This window comes from Bradyrhizobium sp. NDS-1, from assembly GCF_032918005.1.
GTDB lineage: Bacteria > Pseudomonadota > Alphaproteobacteria > Rhizobiales > Xanthobacteraceae > Bradyrhizobium > Bradyrhizobium tunisiense.
Genome location: NZ_CP136628.1, coordinates 212,771 through 232,177 on the forward strand (window position 1 = coordinate 212,771; position 19,407 = coordinate 232,177).

Sequence of the window (19,407 nt, forward strand, 5' to 3'; positions counted from 1 at the left end):
TCCAAAACCGCAAACGAATCAACGCCTCTTGTACTGTGCAGGGGTTGTTTTTGCGAAAATCACATTCGGGCGCCGCAAGAGCAGCCTCGTTTCACGTGAAACATCTGCCGCCTGAGTTTCTACTTCCGGCTTTCACGCCTCTGAGTTAGAAGTCCGGTTATGCGACCAGAGCGAGACAGCTTCGACGTCATTGTGATTGGCGGCGGCCACGCCGGCTGTGAAGCCGCGGCTGCCTCTGCCCGGATGGGTGCAACGACCGCTCTGGTGACGCATCGTTTTTCGACGGTCGGCGCGATGTCCTGCAATCCCGCCATCGGCGGTCTCGGCAAGGGACATCTGGTTCGCGAAGTCGATGCGCTCGATGGTCTGATGGGACGCGTGGGCGATGCCGGCGGCATCCAGTTTCGCGTGCTCAATCGCCGCAAAGGTCCGGCGGTCCGTGGTCCCCGGGCGCAGGCCGACCGAAAACTCTATGCCGCTGCGATGCAGGCAGCGATCCTGGCGACTGAAGGTTTGTCCGTTATCGAAGGTGAGGCCGACGAGCTGATCGTGGCCGAGGGCCGGGTGACGGGTCTTCGCCTGGCGGACGGCCGGGAGCTTCGGGCAGGAGCTGTGGTCGTCACCACCGGCACCTTCCTCCGCGGTCTCATTCATCTCGGCGAGAAGAATTGGCCCGCCGGCCGTGTCGGTGAGGCTCCCGCGACCGGTCTGTCCGCTTCCTTCGAGCGTGCCGGCTTCACCCTTGGGCGGCTCAAGACCGGCACTCCGCCGCGTCTGGACGGCACCACGATCGACTGGTCCACGGTCGAGATGCAGCCCGGAGACGAGCCGCCGGAGCCATTCTCGGTGATGACCGAGCGGATCACGACCCCGCAGATCCAGTGCGGTATCACCCGGACCACAGCCGCCACGCACGAGGTGATCCGGGCGAATGTTCATCGCTCTCCGATGTACTCCGGTCAGATCAAGAGCTCCGGCCCGCGCTATTGCCCGTCGATCGAGGACAAGATCGTCCGCTTTGGCGACCGCGACGGCCATCAGATCTTCCTGGAGCCGGAAGGCCTCGACGACAGCACAGTCTATCCCAACGGGATCTCAACCTCGCTCCCCGAGGAGGTCCAGCTCGCGATCCTCGCCAGCATTCCTGGCCTGGAGCGGGTGAAGATGGTCCGTCCGGGCTATGCCATCGAGTACGACCACATCGATCCCCGCGAGCTCGACCCAACCTTGCAGACCAAGCGCATGCGGGGTCTGTTCCTGGCCGGGCAGATCAACGGCACCACCGGATACGAAGAGGCCGCCGGGCAGGGCATCGTGGCCGGCCTGAACGCTGCGCTCTCCGCGAGCAGCGCCGCGCTGGCGGTTTTCGATCGGGCCGACGGCTATCTCGGCGTGATGATCGACGACCTCGTCACCCGCGGGATTAGCGAGCCCTATCGGATGTTCACATCGCGAGCCGAGTACCGGCTAACGCTGAGAGCCGACAATGCCGATCAGCGCCTCACCGAGAAGGGGATTGCGCTCGGCTGCGTCGGCAATGCCAGGACCCGGCATCATCGCACCAAGATGGATGCGTTGAACGCGGCCAGGGCGCTGTCGAAGTCACTGACGATTACCCCGAACGAGGCAACCAAGCATGGCCTGTCGCTGAATCGGGACGGCCAGCGCCGGTCGGCCTTCGAGCTGATGGCCTATCCGGAGATCGGCTGGAGCCAGGTCCGTGCGATCTGGCCGGAGCTTTCCGCGATTGAGCCCGTCATCGCGACCCACCTCGAAATCGACGCCAAGTACGATGTCTACCTCGAGCGCCAGAGCGCCGACGTCGAGGCCTTTCGGCGCGACGAGGGAATGGTGCTGTCAGAAGTCGATTACAGCCTTGTCCCCGGTCTCTCCAACGAGGTCCGCGCCAAGCTGGAGAAGGCACGGCCGTTCACCGTCGGGCAGGCTGGCCGGATCGACGGCATGACGCCCGCCGCGCTCGGCATCCTCGCGGCCTATCTCCGCCGCGAGGCGCGGAAGACCTCCAAGGCAATCGCATAGGCGTTTCACGTGAAACAGCGCGGACCGGGCGGGGACAGGCCGCTATCGCGACGACCAGGAACGGGTGAGGGCGCGGGTCGATCCGAACCGGCTCCAGCCAAACCGAGGATCGATAAGGCCAGCGCCAACGATCGGGCGCTCGATTCGATCATAGCCGCCGACAAGCGCGAGGCCTTGAGGCTCGCGCCCGTTTCACATGAAACGGAAGCCCGGCTCGATCGCTACATCGCACTGCTCCGGGAGTGGCAGGCCAAGACCAATCTGGTCGCGCCCTCGACCCTGCCGAACCTCTGGACCCGGCACATCGCCGATTCGCTCCAGCTCATCGATCTCGCGCCGTCGGCAAAACGATGGGCCGACCTCGGCAGCGGCGGCGGTTTTCCCGGTGTCGTGCTGGCCTGCGCTATGGCCGGGACGCCGGGTGCGAGCGTCCATCTCGTCGAGCGGATCGCCAAGAAGGCCGCGTTTTTGCGCGAAGCGGTTCGCGTCACCACATCTCCGGGAGTCGTACATCTCGCTGAGATCGGGGATAATGTGGATAGAATCACAGGCCCCATCGATTGCGTCACCGCGCGCGCGCTGGCTCCGCTACATCAACTCATCGGCTTTGCGGAGCCGCTGATGCGCCAGGGCGCAAAGGCGTTATTTCCTAAGGGTCAAGATGTAGAGGCTGAATTGACCGAAGCCGCTAAATATTGGAATATTCAGCCGCAGCTCCATCGAAGCCGTACCGGCGATGGTTGGATAGTCGAGCTGATGTCGGCTGAACGGCGCGGGTGAGGCGTTCAGGGGCGAGTGGGGAAATTCGATGACCGTGATTGACGAGCCGCAGCAAGAGCAGAGTCGGGAACCGACCAGCGAGGTCCCGCACGGCCATCCGCGTATCCTGGCGCTGGCGAATCAGAAGGGCGGGGTGGGTAAGACAACCACAGCGATCAACCTCGGCACGGCACTCGCGGCGATCGGCGAACGTGTTCTGATCGTCGATCTCGATCCGCAGGGCAACGCTTCGACCGGCCTCGGCATCGACCGCCGCAACCGGTCCTGCTCGACCTACGACGTGCTGATCGGAGAAGCTCCGCTGCGTGAAGCCGTGGTCTCGACCGCTGTGCCGCGGCTTCACATCGCGCCCTCGACCATGGATCTCTCCGGCCTCGAGCTCGAGCTCGGCACCACGCCCGGCCGCGCCTTCAAGCTGCGCGACGCCATCGGCGCGCTCAACAACAACGTGTCGCCGGATGCCGACTACACCTATGTGCTGATCGACTGTCCGCCCTCGCTGAACCTGCTCACGGTGAACGCGATGGCAGCGTCCGATGCGATCCTGGTGCCGCTGCAATGCGAGTTCTTCGCGCTCGAAGGTCTGTCGCAATTGCTCCAGACGGTGGAGCAGGTGCGCTCGACACTCAACCCGAACCTGTCGATCCACGGCATCGTGCTGACCATGTTCGACTCGCGCAACAATCTCTCGAACCAGGTCGTTGCCGACGTGCGGCAGTTCATGGGCGAGAAAGTCTACAAGACCATGATTCCGCGCAACGTGCGCATCTCGGAAGCGCCGTCTTACGGCAAGCCGGTGCTGGTCTACGATCTCAAATGCGTCGGCAGCGAAGCTTACTTGCGGCTCGCCACCGAAGTGATCCAGCGCGAGCGTGAGTTGCGGACGACGCATTGACGGAGAGATCCGCAGGGCGGGTCAGCGCAGCGTAACCCGCCGAATCTCCCGCCTCGACAAAGCCATGGCGGATGACGCTTCGCTCATCCGCCCTACGACCCGCAATTCGAAATTCAGTTCTGGAGTGCTGCACCGTGAATCCAAGGGAGCTGGCGATGGCCGATGAAGCGCGTTCGCGACTGGGCCGGGGTCTTGCAAGTCTGATCGGCGATGTCGGCGGCGAAGCCCAGCACGTCGACCGTCCGCGGGCGCAGCGCAAGGTGCCGATCGAGTTCATCAAGGCCAATCCGCGCAATCCGCGCCGCACTTTTTCGGACGCCGAACTGAAGGAGCTAAGCGAGTCCATCAGGCAGCACGGCGTGATCCAGCCGATCGTGGTGCGTCCGGTGAAGGGCGCACAGGATCGCTTCGAGATCATCGCTGGCGAGCGGCGCTGGCGCGCCTCGCAGATGGCCGGCCTGCACGAAGTGCCGATCGTCCCGGTCGACATCAGCGACAGTGACGCGCTGGAGTTCGCGATCGTCGAGAACGTGCAGCGCGAGGATCTCAACCCGATGGAAGAGGCGCAGGGCTATCACGCGCTCGCCAACGAATTCAAACGCAGCCAGGAGGACATCGCAAAAGTCGTCGGCAAGAGCCGCAGCCACGTCGCCAACATGATGCGGCTGACGAAGCTGCCCGCCGAGGTGCAGGCCTTCATCGCGACCGGCGAGCTGACCGCCGGCCATGCCCGCGCGCTGATCGGCGTGCCGGATCCGCTCGCAGCCGCCAAGCGCATCGTCGAGGAAGGCCTCAACGTCCGCCAGGCCGAGGCGCTCGCGCATGAAGAGGGCGTGCCGGAGCGCAAGCCGCAAAAGGCGCGCAGCACGGGGGGCAAGGATAAGGACCCCGACACGATTGATCTCGAAAAGCGCGTCAGCGACGCGCTCGGCCTCAAGGTCACCGTCAATCACCGCGATCCCGGCGGCTCGGTCCAGATCACCTATCGCAACCTCGATCAGCTCGACGAGGTGATGAAGCGGCTGGCCAAGGGCGCGCTGTAGCGACGATCGTCGTTGTCGCCCCCTGCGAACGCGGGGATGACGGCGGGTGTCCGGGACGCGAGAAAGCGCAGGCCTATCCCCGCCGCTTCGCATTCGCGGCGATCGCCATCAGCGTGCGTTGCGCGATGGCGGCGGCGAGGGTGGATTGCTTGCGGGTGTCGAGCGCCGCGGTCGCCAGCTGCTCGATGATGGCCGCGAGCCGCGCCACGCTGAAATTGCGCAGCGCGGTTTCGACCGCGGGCTTTCGTGAAAAGTGCAGGCGCGGATAGCCGCTGTCGAGCACCGTCGAGGCCGGCGTACCGTCGGCGATCGCGAGCGCCGATTTGTGCAGCCACGCGGCCTGGCGCTGCGCCGCCGAGATGATCACGCCGGGATAGGTGCCGGCGATCATGGCCTTGGCGAACTCGGTCTCGACGATGTCGGGCCGACCGGCGAAGGCGCCGTCGACGATCGGATCGAGCTTCAGCTCGGAGGCATCGGCGACCACCGACATCACATCGTCCAGCGTGATCTCGCCTTTGCCATGCGCATAGAGCGTGAGCTTGCGCAGCTCGTTGCGCGAGGCCTGGCGATCGCCGCCGAGGAACGACATCAGCGCGGCGCGAGCGTCCTGCGCGATGCGCAAATTGGCGATACGCAGCTCGTCTTCCATCAGCTTGGCGAGATCGCGCTCGGTGTCGGGATAGCAGCCGATCGCCACAGCCGTCTTGGCCTTCTCGCAGGCTTTGCGCAGCGGCGATTCCGGGCGCAGCTCGCCGGCCTCGATCACGATGCGGCAATCCCTGACGCTCATCTCTGCGAGAGTGTCGACGCCGCTGGCAAAGCTGCGCGAGCCGGCCCGGATGCGGATCGCGCGGCGGCCGCCGAACAGCGGCACGGTCATGGCTTCGTCGACGAGGCGGGACGGCTCGGCAGAAAGCTCGTCGCCATCCAGCTTGACCAGTGAAAAGGGATCGTTGGGATCGTCGACGGCGGAGGCGATCAGCGCATCCGCGCGCTCGCGCACGAGGCCGGCATCGGGGCCGTAGAGCAGGACGATCGGACGACCCGCATCGGGACGGGCAAGGAAGGCGTCGATCTCTTTTCCGCGTAGCGCGACCATGTTGCCCCGACGGCGTCATTCCGGGGCGGCTCGAAGAGCCGAACCCGGAATCTCGACCCACAATCTCTGGATTCTCAGGTGCGCAATTGCGCACCATAGTTCACGCTTCGCGCACCCTGGAATGACTGGAGTGATCTTACGTGCCGGCGGTGAAGAACGAGGCGAGCCGGGTCGTGATGTTCTCGGCGATCTCGTTGGCGGCCCGATCCTCGGCATCGCGCATGGCGCGGGTGCGCGAGAAGCGCTGATAGGACCCCGGCATGTCGTAGGACACGCGGGAGAAGGTCGAGCCGGTCATGACCGCCGCGCCGGTCGCGACATCGACCAGCCTATACTGGGCGTCGATGCCAAGATTTTCGCTGGTCGGCAGGCCCGTCGTGGAGCTGACGATCAGCGAGGAACGGCTGGTGGTGAAACGGATGTCCAGCTTGTGGGTCGGCGGCATGCCTGTCGCGCTGCCGTAAAGCTTGAAGGCCAGCGCGTTGCGGATTTCGACGCCGACCCGGGCCTCGCGGGAGGCATTGGGCTTGGTGATCGGGGGCAGCTCGATGCCCATCAACTTCTCGCGCAGGCCGGGGGTGCCGTCGCTTCGCTCGGCATACATCGGCCGGAAGCAGCCGGCCGTCAGCGCGGCCAAGGCGGCGACCGCCAGCAAGCGGGCTGCGATGCGGATCCTAGCCGACAACATTTACGATCCTCTTGGGGACGATGATCACCTTGCGGACGGGCTTGCCATCCAGGGCCAGCTTTACCGCATCGAGGGCCAAAACGGCAGCCTCGATTTCCGGATTCTGGGCCGCTGTTGCAACTGTGACCTCACCCCGCTTCTTGCCATTGACCTGGACCACCAGGGTCACGCTGTCTTCAACCAGCAAATCGCGTTCGATTTGGGGCCAATTGGCCTCCGAAACCAGCCCGCTCTGGCCCAGAACCTGCCAGCACTCCTCAGCGAGGTGCGGCATCATCGGGGAGAAAAGCTGGACCAGGATCTGGCCGGCTTCCCGGATCGCCCAGGCCAAGTCCGGAGCCAGGCTCGCGGCGGACTGGCCGGGGCGCTGCAGGATCTCCGAAAAGGTATTGGCGAACTCGCGGATATGGGCGAGGCAGACGTTGAAGTGCAGCCGTTCGATCCCGGTCGTGACCTTGTCCAGCGCACCATGGGCGGCCTTGCGCAGGGCGGTGGCGTCGGGGCCGAAGCTGGTGGGGCGGGCCGCCGGCGCGCCCTTGCCGAACTCGACGGAATCGTTCACCAGCCGCCACAGCCGCTGCACGAAACGCGAGGCGCCCTGGACGCGCTCGTCGCTCCAGATCACGTCGCGGTCGGGCGGGGAGTCCGACAGCATGAACCAGCGGGCGACGTCGGCGCCGTAGGTCTCGATGATGTCGTCGGGGTCGACCGTGTTCTTCTTCGACTTCGACATCTTCTCGATCGGTCCGATCTGGATGTCTTCGCCGGTGGCGAGCAGCGTGGCACGGCGTCCATTGCCGCCGACCTCGACCTTGACCTCGGCCGGCTGCACATAGGTGCCGTCGGCCTTCTGGTAGGTCTCGTGCACCACCATGCCCTGCGTGAACATGCCGGCGAACGGCTCGTCCAGCGCAATGTGGCCGGTCGCCTTCATCGCGCGGGTGAAGAAGCGGCTGTAGAGCAGATGCAGGATCGCGTGTTCGACGCCGCCGATATACTGGTCGACCGGGAGCATCCGGTTGGCGACTGCGGGCGTCGTCGGCGCGTTCTCGTTCCAGGGATCGGTGAAGCGCGCGAAATACCAGGACGAATCCACGAAGGTGTCCATGGTGTCGGTTTCGCGGTTAGCGCTGCCGCCGCATTTCGGGCAGGTGACGTGCTTCCACGTCGGATGATGGTCCAGTGCGTTGCCCGGCTTGTCGAAGCTCACATCCTCCGGCAGCACCACCGGTAGGTCGGCGTCCGGCACCGGGACCACGTCGCACTTCGGACAATGGATGACCGGTATTGGGCAGCCCCAATAGCGTTGGCGCGAAATGCCCCAGTCGCGCAGGCGGAAGTTCACCTGCCGCTCGCCGACCGGCATGTTGCCGCGCAGCTCGTTTTCCAGGCGTTTTGCAACTTCGTCCTTGGCCTGGTCGATCGTCATGCCGTCCAGGAAGCGCGAATTGATCATGCGGCCGTCACCGTCATAGGCGGTGTCGGTGATGACGAAGGTTTTCGGGTCCTGGCCCTCGGGGCACACGACGGGCGTGTTGCCGAGATTGTATTTGTTGACGAAGTCGAGGTCGCGCTGGTCGTGCGCCGGACAGCCGAAGATCGCGCCGGTGCCGTATTCCATCAGCACGAAATTCGCGACATAGACCGGCAGCTTCCAGGAGGGATCGAACGGGTGCACGGCGCGGATGCCGGTGTCAAAGCCCTGCTTCTCCGCCGTGTCGATGATCGACTGCGCGGTGCCGATCTTCTTGATGTCCGCGATGAATTCCGCGAGTTTCGGGTTCTTTGCGCTAGCTGCCTGCGCCAGGGGATGATCCGCCGAGATCGCCATGAATTTCGCGCCGAACAGCGTGTCCGGGCGCGTCGTGAAGATCTTCAGCTCACTCTCGCCGGCAGGCGTCGTCGCCTGATCGAGCGCGAAGCGGACCAGCAGGCCTTCCGAGCGGCCGATCCAATTGCGCTGCATCAGCCGCACCTTGTCGGGCCAGCGGTCCAGCCCATCGAGTGCCGACAGCAATTCCTGCGAATACTTCGTGATCTTGAAGACCCACTGGCTCATCTCGCGCTGCTCGACGATCGCACCGGAGCGCCAGCCGCGGCCGTCAATCACCTGCTCGTTGGCGAGCACGGTCATGTCGACCGGATCCCAGTTGAGCTTGCGCTTCTCGCGCTCGGCGAGGCCGGCGGCGAGCATGTCCAGGAACATCTTCTGCTGATGCTTGTAGTAGCTGGGGTCGCAGGTCGCGAATTCGCGTGACCAGTCCAGCGACAGCCCGATCGAGCGGAGCTGCTTCTTCATCGCGGCGATGTTGTCGTAGGTCCAGGCCTTCGGCGCGACCTTGCGCTCGATCGCGGCATTCTCGGCCGGCAGGCCGAAGGCGTCCCAGCCCATCGGGTGCAGCACGTTGAACCCCTTGGCGCGCATGAAGCGGGCCAGCACGTCGCCGAGCGTATAATTCCGGACATGGCCGATATGGATGCGCCCGGACGGGTAGGGGAACATCTCGAGCACATAATATTTCGGCCGCGAATCGTCGTTCCTGGAGACGAAGATCGCCTGCTGGTCCCAGAGGCGTTGCCAGCGCGGTTCGGCGTCGCGGGCGTTATAGCGTTCGGAGGTCATGGAATCGTTGGGTTTTCGTGGGTTCGGCCGGCTCAAGACGGCGGACTAGGCCATAAAAGTCCGTAACGGGTCAATGGGTTGCCGAAAACCGTTAGAATCCCCTCGGTCACACCTCTGGACTCCCGGTCCATTACGGAGGAGGCTCTATTTCTAAGGGTGATTGAGGCCGCGGGGCCAAGTTGTGGGAACCCTGAGGCCGGGACCTTGCGCCAAGCTCGCCACCGCTTCCGACCAACTCGATGATGACGGCGCGGCGGCCTCCTTGGCCTCTCAGCGGCTGCAATCGGTGCTGCACAGTTTCAGCCGGGAGAAGCCATGAACGACCTGGTCGAATGCTGCGACCGCGCGCTCTATCTCGTGAAAAGAAGTGGCCGCAATCGCGTAATTGCCGAGACGGAGCTCGATCGGGAGATTGCGGCGGTTTAGCCCGCCATCGCGATCGTGGCGGCGCCGTGGTCGATCACCATGATGCCGTGCTCGACGACGGTGTTGCGGCCGCGGTGTTTTGCGGCGTAGAGCGCGGCGTCGGCGGCTTCGATCAGGTCGCCCGGACGCAAGCTCTCGTTGGGTTTCGTGGCGGCAACGCCGATCGAGACCGTGACGATCATATGGGCTGACGTGATGTGCGGCAGGCACAGCTTCAGCACGGCCGCGCGCACCTGCTCGCCGATTTCGACGGCGCGCGTCACGTCGGTGTTCGGCAGCAACAGGCAGAATTCCTCGCCGCCATAGCGCGCCGCGAAGCCCATGTTGTCGGCGGCAATGCCAGACAGGGATTCCCCGAGCCTGGTCAGGCAGGAATCGCCTTCGAGATGGCCATAGGTGTCGTTGAACAGCTTGAAATGGTCGACGTCGATCATCAGAAGCGCAAGGTCGCTGCCATATTGCTGCGCGCGCATCCACTCGAAGTCGAGCCGGCTCTGGAAGCCGCGCCGGTTGGCAAGCCCCGAGAGCATGTCGATCGAGGCCATCACCGTTAGGCGGTCGTTGCTCGCGATCAACTCGCGCTCGCGCTGGCTAAGCTGCGCGGCCATCGCGTTGAACGCGCGGGCCAGCGGCACGAACTCGGCCGGCAGGCGGTTGCGCGCCGCGCGGGCCGAAAGATCGCCCTCGCCGAGACGTTTGGCCATGTCGACGAGCATCTCGATCGGCTTGATGACGAGTTTCTCGGCGGCGATCAGCGCGCCGAGCAGGACGAACACGACGACGAAAGCGAGCTGGAGATAGGCGGTGCGGATGTCGCGGCTGACCGCCGCGGACACCTTGTCTTCGTCGATGCTGGCGATCAGGCGGGCATTGGTGCCCGCGATGCGGATGTAGCTGACCGCGCGGCGGGAGCCGTCGGCGGCGAGGAAAGACAGCGTGCCTTCATCCTGGTCCGACCGTAGCGCGCGATCGGCGATCGCGGACATAAGCGGCAGATTGTCGAGGGGCCGGCCGACCGCGGCGTGCTGATCGGCGGGGGCGGCCAGCACGGTGCCTGCGCTGTCGACCAGCACGGCGGTGATGCCGGCGCGGCCGCCCAGATTGCTCATCACCTTCGACATCCAGTCGAGATTGACCGTGGCGAGCACGACGGCATCGGGCACGCCGCTGAATGCGGACACCGGGTAAACCGCCATCACGGTCGGTGTCAGCACAGGCCGCGACAGGATGAAATCGCTCAGCACGAAGCGGCCGCTCTCCTGGGCCTGCTGAAAGTAGGGCCGGTCGCTCAGGTCGAGGCCGACATACATGTTGTTGGTGGCGCATTGAATGCGCCCGTCCTGGCCTGCGATCAACAGCGTGCGGATCCAGGGCAGGTTCGACGGCAGGCTCGCGCGCAGCACGTCGCAGCTCTTGCTGACGCCGCCGGCAGAGGCGCGGATGAAAGCTTCCGATTTCAGGATGGTCTCGACCGACGAGATCACCTGGCGCTGCGCATCGGCGCTATGCCTTGCGACGGTGGTGAATTCAACCGTGGCCTGCGCGATCTGCCGGGCGCGGGTGTCTTCGAGCGAACGGATGCGCTCGAGCATCAAGGGCGCCACCAGAATCACCGCGAGCAATGCGAGCCGCGCCCGGATTCCGAGAACCTGCTTGAGTTTCGCCCGTTTGCGGTTGAGACTGATGCTTGCCATCTTCGCTACCCACCCCGTGGGCCAAGGTAAAGCGAAGGGTTCAAAAACTCTTGCTTGAACTCGGTAAAATTGGACTTACCTCCGGTTACGAGCACAACCAAACGACGTCATGACAGAAGCCAATGCCGCGCCGGTAACCGGCCATTCACCAAACGCGCTTGCGGCGGTCGAAGCCGAAATCACCCGCGCCTGCAGGGATGCGCGACGCGATCGCGCCTCCGTGACGCTGATCGCGGTGTCCAAGACTTTCGCCGCGGATGCCATTGTCCCGATCATCGACGCCGGACAGCGCGTGTTCGGCGAAAATCGGGTGCAGGAGGCCAAAAGCAAGTGGCCTGCGTTAACGTCTGTTTACTCCGACATCGCGCTGCATCTGATCGGACCACTGCAATCCAACAAGGCGAAAGAGGCGGTCGCGCTGTTCGACGCCATCCATTCGGTCGACCGTCCGAGCATTTGCCAAGCGTTAGCCAAGGAAATCGAATCCCAGAACAAGCACCCGCAGCTCTTCGTCCAGATCAACACCGGCGAGGAGCCGCAGAAGGCCGGCGTCCCGCCCGGCGAGGCCGACGCCTTCCTCGCCAGCTGCCGCGACACCTATGGGCTGACGATCTCCGGGTTGATGTGCATTCCGCCGGTCGACGAGCCGCCGGCGGCGCATTTCGCGCTGACCGCCAAGATCGCCGCGCGCAATGGATTGACGAATCTCTCGATGGGCATGAGCGCGGATTTCGCCAACGCCATCATGTTGGGTGCCACCCACGTCCGCGTGGGCAGCGCGATCTTCGGGCATCGGTAGGAGCCGTTAGCCGGACACGTGCCTCGACAAGGCTGTTGAGTTCGTCATTGCGAGCGTAGCGAAGCAATCCAGAATCTTTCCGCGGATTTTGGATTGCTTCGTCGCAAGGGCTCCTCGCAATGACGGCGAAGTTTGAGCCCCTACACGAAGCCCACCGACACCTTCCCCAGCACGCCAAAGTCCGCGGCAAGATGATCGCCGGCCTGAATCGGCAGCGGCGGATGGCACGTGCCGGTGGTCACGACCTCCCCTGCCCGCAAGGTGATTCCGAGTCCCCGCAGCTCGTTGGCAAGCCAGGCGAGCGCGGCGCGGGGATCGTCGAGCACGTTCTTGCCGTGGCCGATATGGCGCTGGCCGCGCAGGGTGATCACCGGCCGCTCCTCGGCGAGATCCATCGCGCGCCAGTCGGCAGCCGTCGCCGCGCCCAGCACGAACAGATGCGCGCAGGCATTGTCGGCGATGAGCTGGGCCTCGCCCGCGCTGACGAAATCGGCAAAGCGCGAATCGGGAATCTCGATCGCGGGATGGAAGGTGTCGACGGCGGCGAGCACCTCGTCGACGCTGTAGGGCGCCGCGCGCGGCGGCAGATCGTGTCCCATGCGGAAGGCGAACTCCGGTTCGCCGACGCGCATCTCGTTGCCCTTCATCGACGCGATGCCGCCATCGGCGATCAATGTGTCGCTCATGATGCAACCGGCCAGCGGTCCCGTGACGTTGATGTGCTTCTGTCCTGATACGCTCGTGGCCGCGATCTTCCAGCCGAGCCGTTTTCCAAACGACTGGGTGTCGAGCGCAGCCTGGATGGCGTAGCCCTCGGCGCGGCTCTGCGGTCGCAATCGCGCTTCCAGCGCGTCAAGCTTGGAGCCGTCGCGCCAATGTTGAACGAGGACGCGCGATGCGGCCGCGATCTGATCCCTGTCGAGCATGCATCCTCACCCGATGATGATTCTTGTCCTTGGTCCCAGCCGCCGCAGCAATTGCAGCATCGCAGATTTCGTCATGGAGACGCAGCCCGCGGTCGGACCGAAATTGTCGCGGGCCAGGTGCAAAAATACCGCGCTGCCACGGCTGGCGATCCGTGGCCTCGTATTGTGGTCGATTTCGACGATGAAGTCATAGAGATGGTCGGCCCGCTTGAGCCGGTCACCGCCCTGCCCCTCGCCGAGCCGGATCGCCTGGTTGTAATGGCGGTCGCTGGGATCCTCGCACCAGGCGTCGGCTGCGGTGATGATCCGGGTCGGCAAGAAACTCTGCGGCCGGCTGTGGCGGTCGCCCCGCCACCACAACCGCCTGGGACGGAAGCTGCCCCTGGGGGTGCCGCCGTCGCCCTCGCGCTTGTTGGCCAGAATGCCGCCCCGCCCCAGCGCGACCGGTATGATCAGCGATCCCGCCGTCAGCCAACCTCGGCGCGGATTTCCGGCTGCAGGCTTAACGCGGATCGCGGAGAGCGGCCCGGCGCTTCGATTCATGGTGTAACCGACTGAAGATGCTTTGCTTTTCATGTGTAATTGCGGTGTCGAATTCATTACAGGACATTCATCAAAGCCGCCGGCTATTTTGGGTTAGAGTGGTTCTGGCTTGTGAATCGGTGACAGCCCACTACTTCAACACGAACAACAATAACAACAGCGACCCCCCTAAACTTCCCTCACGGCTGGGTGCAGCATGGATGCGCGCCGAGTCGGACCCCAAAAGGATGACCCCCTATGGCCAATGCCCGCAAGATCCTGATCGTGGATGACGATACCGATCTGCGAGACACGTTGGTGGAGCAACTATCGCTACACGAAGAATTCGAAGCCTCGGCCGTGGATACCGGCGCGAAGGGCGCGAGCGCCGCCAAGGCCAATGCCCCCGATCTCGTCCTGATGGATGTGGGTCTGCCCGACACCGACGGCCGCGAAGTGGTCCGCTCCCTGCGCAAGGGCGGCTTCAAGGCCCCGATCATCATGCTGACCGGGCACGACACCGATTCCGATACGATTTTGGGGCTGGAATCCGGCGCCAACGACTATGTGGCAAAGCCTTTCCGCTTCGCCGTCCTGCTGGCCCGCATTCGCGCCCAGCTCCGTCAGCACGAGGCCAGCGAGGACGCGGTGTTCTCGGTCGGCCCCTATTCCTTCAGGCCTGGCTCCAAGATGCTCACCGCCGCCAACGCGCGCAAGGTGCGGCTCACGGAGAAGGAAACCGCCATCCTCCGCTTCCTCTACCGCGCCGGCCAGATGCCGGTCTCGCGCGAGACCCTGCTCCAGGAGGTCTGGGGTTATAATTCCGGCGTGACCACCCATACGCTGGAAACCCACATCTACCGCCTGCGCCAGAAGATCGAGAAGGACGCCGCCAACCCGGAAATCCTGGTCACGGAAGCCGGTGGCTACAAGCTGGTGCCGTGATACGCTTGAAGGGCGTGCGAATCGTTTTAGATCGCATGCCCTTGAGCCTCGGATCTGAATGTCAATCGACGACGACGTAGCGCTTCTCGAGCGAGTCCCGACACTGCGCCTGTTGGGAGACGCCTCGTTGCGCATGCTGGCGATCGGCTCCGAGCAGCGTGACTTCGTCCGCGGCGATACTCTGTTCAATCTCGGCGACGATGCGGATGCCGGCTTCGTGGTCCAACGCGGCGCCTTCCGGGTCGACGACGGCGCCGGCGCCGAAATGATCGCCGGTCCCGGCGCATTGATCGGCGAGCTCGCGCTGGTGGTGCCGATGAAACGGCCGTCGAGCGCGATCGCGCTGGAGCACTCCTCCGTCATCCGCGTCGCCCGCAGCCTATTCCAGCGCGTGCTCGAGAGCGACCCGGCCGCCGCCGTGCGCCTGCGCGATGAATTCGCGGTGCGCTCCAGCCAGATCGCGAGCGATATTTTGATGGCGGGTGCGAAGCTGACGTCATAGGTCTTTCCGCCTGTCATTCCGGGGCGCGCAGAGCGCGAACCCGGAATGACGACAGGGACCTCACACCTCCAACGTCACCGTGACCGGCACATGGTCCGACGGCCGCTCCCAGCTCCGCGCATCGCGAAGAATCTTGAAATCACTGACCGCGTCTTTCAGCGCGCGCGAGACCCAAATGTGGTCGAGCCTGCGGCCGCGATCGCCGACGGTCCAGTCGGCGGAACGGTAGCTCCACCACGTGTAGACCTTCTCGGACATCGGAATGCGCTCGCGTGCGACGTCGACCCATTCGCCGGCCTGGAGCGCGGCCTGGAGCTTCTCGGTTTCGACAGGCGTATGCGAGACCACCTTCAGAAGCTGCTTGTGCGACCACACGTCGTTTTCGTGCGGGGCGACATTGAGATCGCCGACCAGGATGTGCCTGTCATCGCCGCGCGGATGCAGCGGCTCGCACGCCTTCATCTCGTCGAGGAAGCGAAGCTTGTGGTCGAACTTCTCGTTCAGCGCGGGATCGGGAATGTCGCCGCCGGCGGGGACGTAGAAATTATGCAGCACCAGCGGCTTTGCGATATTGGCCTTCTCGCCGAACGACACCGAGATGTGGCGCGAATCTACCTTGTCGCAGAAGGTGCGGATGTCCTTCGATTCGAATGGAATCCTCGAGACGATGGCGACGCCGTGATAGCCTTTCTGCCCGTTCAGCGCGACGTGCTCGTAGCCAAGCCGCTTGAAGCGCTTCAGCGGAAACGCATCGTCGATGCACTTGGTTTCCTGCAGGCACAGCACGTCCGGCCGCGCGCTCTTGAGGAATTTCGCGACCAGATCGATGCGCAGCCGCACCGAATTGATGTTCCAGGTTGTCAGGGAAAGACGCATGGGAAATGCGTCTTAGCATGGATTGGCGTGGGGAAAACGCTTGTCCACAACGAGCTCTCGTGGGTGGGCAAAGCGGAAGCGTGCCCACGTTCCTGCCACCGGGCGAGAGATGGTGGGCACCGCGCAAACGCGCCTTTGCCCACCTTACGGCAGCGGAGCCCTCAACCCGGCGACGGGCCGTAATTGGTGAAGTCGATCTTGAACATGCCGGGATCGAGCTTCTTGCTCGTATCGAGATTATAGACCGCGATCGTGGTGTCGTAGCCCTGCGGGTCGGTGACGGTCCACTGCTTCAACTGGCCGTCCTTGGCGCCGAACATCAACAGGAGACGGCTGGTGCCGACCAGCGCCTGCTTCTCCTCGATGGTGACGCTGACGAAGACGTCGTCGGCGGAGACGTTGACGACGTTGGTGTCCTTCATCAGGTCGATGCGGTCGGACAGCAGGAAGCGCAGCGGCGTCTGCGACAGCGGGTAGACATCCTGCGTCGCAAGCTTGCGGTCGCGCACCACCAGCGAGGACCCGTCGGCGACGATGTCGATCGGGCTCGGCGCGTCATATTCGAAGCGGACCTTGCCCGGCTTCTGAATGTAGAAATCGCCTTGGGTCTTGCTGCCGTCGGGGCCGACCTGGACGAAATTTCCGACCAGCGTCTGCAGCGAGGACAGATAGGCGCTGACCTTGGCCGCCTGAGCCTTCTGGTTCGCATCGAAGGTCTGGAAGATGCTGCTCGGCACGTTGCGGCGCGGATCCGGGATCACCGGATTCGGGGGCGCCTGCGTCGCGCCGGTGACAGCCGGCCCAGCGCCTCCGGATTGAGCACCATCACGGCCCTTCGGTGCGGGCTTCGGCACCGGCACGGTCTGCGCGAGCGACGTCGTGGTCACCATCGCGGCAGTGACGAGCAGCACGCCGGCCACCCGCGCGCTTCGCGCGGCGATGGTGGCAGCGAATCGAATGTCCGGATGTCTGATCAACGCGTCGTCCTGTATGGCTGGGCGTCTTTTAGCGTGGTTTCGGGCAAAAGCAGATAACGATTTCGCGTGAAATGATGTGTCGAGGCGGCTGCCTCACATATGGCTGTCTTCTTCCTCGACCAGAATCTCGCGCTTGCCGGCATGGTTGGCGGGTCCGACGATGCCTTCCAGTTCCATGCGCTCCATCAGTGAAGCGGCGCGGTTGTAGCCGATCTGCAGGCGGCGCTGGATGTAGCTGGTCGATGCCTTGCGGTCGCGTTTGACGATCGCAACGGCTTGCTGGAATAGATCGCCGCCGCCATCCCCGCCCATGCCGGTCGCATCGAACACCGCGCCGTCCTCGTCCTCGGTCGGCTCCTCGGCGGTAACCGCTTCGAGATATTCCGGTTGCCCCTGCGTCTTGAGGTGACGCACGACCTTCTCGACTTCCTCGTCGGACGCAAAAGGTCCGTGCACGCGGCTGATGCGGCCGCCGCCGGCCATGTAGAGCATGTCGCCCTGGCCGAGCAGCTGCTCGGCACCCATCTCACCCAGAATGGTACGGCTGTCGATCTTGGACGTCACCTGGAAGGCGATGCGGGTCGGGAAGTTCGCCTTGATGGTGCCGGTGATGACGTCGACCGACGGACGCTGCGTCGCGAGGATCACGTGCAGGCCGGCGGCGCGTGCCATCTGCGCGAGGCGCTGCACTGCGCCTTCGATGTCCTTGCCGGCCACCATCATCAGGTCGGCCATTTCGTCGACGATGATGACGATGTAGGGCAGCGGGTCGAGCGAGAGCTTCTCTTCCTCGTAGATCGCCTTGCCGGTCTCCTTGTCGAAGCCGGTATGAACCGTGCGCGTCGGCTCTTCGCCCTTGGCCTTCAATTCGAGCAGGCGTGTGTTGTAGCCGTCGATGTTGCGCACACCGAGCTTGGCCATGTTCTTGTAGCGCTCTTCCATCTCGCGCACGGCCCATTTCAGCGCGACCACCGCCTTCTTCGGGTCGGTCACGACGGGCGTGAGCAGATGGGGGATGCCGTCATAGACGGAGAGTTCGAGCATCTTCGGATCGACCATGATCAGCCGGCACTGGTCAGGACGCAGCCGGTAGACCAGGCTGAGGATCATGGTGTTGATCGCGACCGACTTGCCCGAGCCGGTGGTGCCGGCGATCAGCATGTGCGGCGTGCGCGCAAGGTCGATGATAACAGGGTCGCCGCCGATGGTCTTGCCGAGGCAGAGCGGCAGCTTCGCAACCGTGTCGGTCGCCTCCTTTGCGATCAGCAGTTCGCGCAAATAGACCTTTTCGCGATGCGCATTGGGCAGCTCGATGCCGATGGCATTGCGGCCGGGCACGACGGCGACGCGCGCCGACAGGGCGCTCATCGACCGGGCGATATCGTCGGAAAGGCCGATCACGCGCGACGATTTGATGCCGGGCGCCGGCTCCAGCTCGTACAGCGTGACGACGGGACCCGGATTGGCCTTCACGATCTCGCCGCGCACGCCGAAATCCTGCAGCACGCCTTCGAGCGAGCGGGAATTGGCTTCCAGCTCGGCCTTGCTGAGCGGTTGGCGATCGCCGGCCTTGGGTGCGGCCAGCACGGACACGGACGGAAGCTCGAACTTGTCGGAGGATTTCTTGGCAGGAGCTTTCGGCGCGGCCTTCTTGCGCGGGGCGCGCGCGACGGGCTCCTCCTCTTCCTCCTCTTCGACCTCTTCGTGCTCGTCCTCGTCGTGTTCGTCTTCGGGCTGCGGCGAGATCGAGGGCGCGGCGCGGCCGCCGCCGAGATTCGGCTCCTGGCGGCTGAATGCGGCGGCCTTGGTCTTCGGTCCGCTCGAGACCAGCGATCGATAGGCGGCGCCAAGCAGCCAGCCCAACCGTGCCTTGGTGCTCATCAGCGCATGGAATAGCCAGCCCAGCGACACCGAGCCGCGATCGTTCTCCTCGTCTTCGTCGAGCGGCTTGTCGTCATCCTCGATCTCCGCGAGGTCGTCGTCATGCTCACGGGCACCAAGACCGCAGGCGATCAGGAATGTCGCGGCCAGCGCGGCGAACAGGATCGTGCCGAGCACGATGCGATAGATCGTGCCGGCCGGTCCGAAAATTACCGCGGGCGCGCGCACCAGGGCGTCGCCGACCACGCCGCCGAGGCCGGTCGGCAGCGGCCATGCGCCGCCGTGGGGCCAGCAGCTGACGAAGCCCGCCGCAATCACCGTACAGAGAATCCAGGAGCCCAGCCGCAGCGCCTCGCGATCGAACGGGCGATGCGTCATCATGCGCCAGCCCCAGACCGCGACGGTCAGGACCAGCATGATGGCGCCGAGCCCGAGAATCTGCATCGCAAGATCGGCGCCGATCGCGCCGGCATAGCCGAGGATGTTGCGGATCGGCCGCGAGGTGGCGTGGCTGAGACTGGGATCCTGCACCGACCAGGTCATCAGCGCCGCCGAGGCGACGCCGGACAGTGCGATCAGGCCAAGGCCGGTGAGCTCGCGCATGCGCCGCGCCAGACCCTCACGGATCGAAGGCGGCAGATGGCCGACCAGTGGAATGACACGTTCGATTGCCGACATGCTCATGGGC

The 19,407-nt window shown here is 64.5% G+C and carries 16 protein-coding genes; 7 read left to right on the top strand and 9 right to left on the bottom strand.

The window, feature by feature from the left end:
- The first annotated feature begins 159 nt into the window (after positions 1-159).
- The 4 genes from mnmG to RX330_RS01035 all read left to right on the top strand — a co-directional run bounded on the left by mnmG (position 160) and on the right by RX330_RS01035 (position 4,758).
- A complete protein-coding gene (gene mnmG, locus RX330_RS01020) occupies positions 160-2,040 on the top strand; it encodes a tRNA uridine-5-carboxymethylaminomethyl(34) synthesis enzyme MnmG (RefSeq protein ID WP_317241768.1) in 1,881 nt (626 codons plus the stop codon).
- A 9-nt stretch (positions 2,041-2,049) separates the two neighbouring features.
- A complete protein-coding gene (rsmG, locus tag RX330_RS01025; RefSeq protein WP_317241769.1) occupies positions 2,050-2,820 on the top strand; it encodes a 16S rRNA (guanine(527)-N(7))-methyltransferase RsmG in 771 nt (256 codons plus the stop codon).
- A gap of 28 nt (positions 2,821-2,848) precedes the next feature.
- Entirely contained in the window at positions 2,849-3,715 is an 867-nt protein-coding gene (locus RX330_RS01030; protein ID WP_212082761.1) for a ParA family protein, read from the top strand.
- A 155-nt stretch (positions 3,716-3,870) separates the two neighbouring features.
- Positions 3,871-4,758: a ParB/RepB/Spo0J family partition protein gene (locus RX330_RS01035; RefSeq protein ID WP_212082758.1), complete on the top strand. Its 888-nt coding sequence runs from the start codon at positions 3,871-3,873 to the stop codon at positions 4,756-4,758.
- Positions 4,759-4,831: 73 nt separating this feature from the next.
- Here RX330_RS01035 and holA read toward each other — a convergent pair whose 3' ends face one another.
- The 4 genes from holA to RX330_RS01060 all read right to left on the bottom strand — a co-directional run bounded on the left by holA (position 4,832) and on the right by RX330_RS01060 (position 11,291).
- The gene (gene holA / locus RX330_RS01040; protein WP_317241772.1) at positions 4,832-5,860 is read right to left on the bottom strand and encodes a DNA polymerase III subunit delta; all 1,029 of its coding nucleotides are present in this window, start codon (positions 5,858-5,860) and stop codon (positions 4,832-4,834) included.
- A 136-nt stretch (positions 5,861-5,996) separates the two neighbouring features.
- Positions 5,997-6,548 (bottom strand): LPS assembly lipoprotein LptE, encoded by a 552-nt coding sequence (gene lptE / locus RX330_RS01045; RefSeq protein ID WP_212082752.1) that lies wholly within the window; start codon positions 6,546-6,548, stop codon positions 5,997-5,999.
- The gene (gene leuS / locus RX330_RS01050) at positions 6,535-9,171 is read right to left on the bottom strand and encodes a leucine--tRNA ligase (RefSeq protein ID WP_317241773.1); all 2,637 of its coding nucleotides are present in this window, start codon (positions 9,169-9,171) and stop codon (positions 6,535-6,537) included. The genes lptE and leuS overlap by 14 nt, the downstream gene beginning before the upstream one ends.
- A gap of 422 nt (positions 9,172-9,593) precedes the next feature.
- Positions 9,594-11,291: a diguanylate cyclase domain-containing protein gene (locus tag RX330_RS01060; RefSeq protein WP_317241775.1), complete on the bottom strand. Its 1,698-nt coding sequence runs from the start codon at positions 11,289-11,291 to the stop codon at positions 9,594-9,596.
- Between the two features lie 109 nt (positions 11,292-11,400).
- On the opposite strand from RX330_RS01060, the gene RX330_RS01065 reads away from it, so the two are divergent.
- On the top strand, positions 11,401-12,090 hold the full coding sequence (locus RX330_RS01065; RefSeq protein ID WP_317241776.1) for a YggS family pyridoxal phosphate-dependent enzyme: 690 nt from the start codon (positions 11,401-11,403) through the stop codon (positions 12,088-12,090).
- A 140-nt stretch (positions 12,091-12,230) separates the two neighbouring features.
- Here the strand turns inward: RX330_RS01065 and RX330_RS01070 are convergent, their stop codons facing one another.
- Positions 12,231-13,016 (bottom strand): 2-keto-4-pentenoate hydratase, encoded by a 786-nt coding sequence (locus RX330_RS01070; RefSeq protein ID WP_317241778.1) that lies wholly within the window; start codon positions 13,014-13,016, stop codon positions 12,231-12,233.
- Between the two features lie 6 nt (positions 13,017-13,022).
- On the bottom strand, positions 13,023-13,559 hold the full coding sequence (locus RX330_RS01075) for a L,D-transpeptidase (RefSeq protein ID WP_317241780.1): 537 nt from the start codon (positions 13,557-13,559) through the stop codon (positions 13,023-13,025).
- Positions 13,560-13,796: 237 nt separating this feature from the next.
- Here RX330_RS01075 and RX330_RS01080 point away from each other — a divergent pair, with 237 nt between their 5' ends.
- Positions 13,797-14,483 carry a response regulator transcription factor gene (locus RX330_RS01080; protein ID WP_007598630.1) on the top strand — a complete coding sequence of 229 codons (687 nt, stop codon included), beginning with the start codon at positions 13,797-13,799 and terminating at the stop codon, positions 14,481-14,483.
- Between the two features lie 58 nt (positions 14,484-14,541).
- Positions 14,542-14,985, top strand: coding sequence for a cyclic nucleotide-binding domain-containing protein (locus tag RX330_RS01085; RefSeq protein ID WP_194405284.1), 444 nt, complete (start codon positions 14,542-14,544; stop codon positions 14,983-14,985).
- Between the two features lie 60 nt (positions 14,986-15,045).
- Here the strand turns inward: RX330_RS01085 and xth are convergent, their stop codons facing one another.
- The 3 genes from xth to RX330_RS01100 form a co-directional block, all read right to left on the bottom strand.
- Positions 15,046-15,861: an exodeoxyribonuclease III gene (xth, locus tag RX330_RS01090; RefSeq protein ID WP_317241783.1), complete on the bottom strand. Its 816-nt coding sequence runs from the start codon at positions 15,859-15,861 to the stop codon at positions 15,046-15,048.
- Positions 15,862-16,022: 161 nt separating this feature from the next.
- Positions 16,023-16,781 carry an outer membrane lipoprotein carrier protein LolA gene (locus tag RX330_RS01095; protein WP_317244035.1) on the bottom strand — a complete coding sequence of 253 codons (759 nt, stop codon included), beginning with the start codon at positions 16,779-16,781 and terminating at the stop codon, positions 16,023-16,025.
- A 150-nt stretch (positions 16,782-16,931) separates the two neighbouring features.
- Positions 16,932-19,403 carry a DNA translocase FtsK gene (locus RX330_RS01100; RefSeq protein WP_317241784.1) on the bottom strand — a complete coding sequence of 824 codons (2,472 nt, stop codon included), beginning with the start codon at positions 19,401-19,403 and terminating at the stop codon, positions 16,932-16,934.
- Positions 19,404-19,407: the final 4 nt, after the last annotated feature.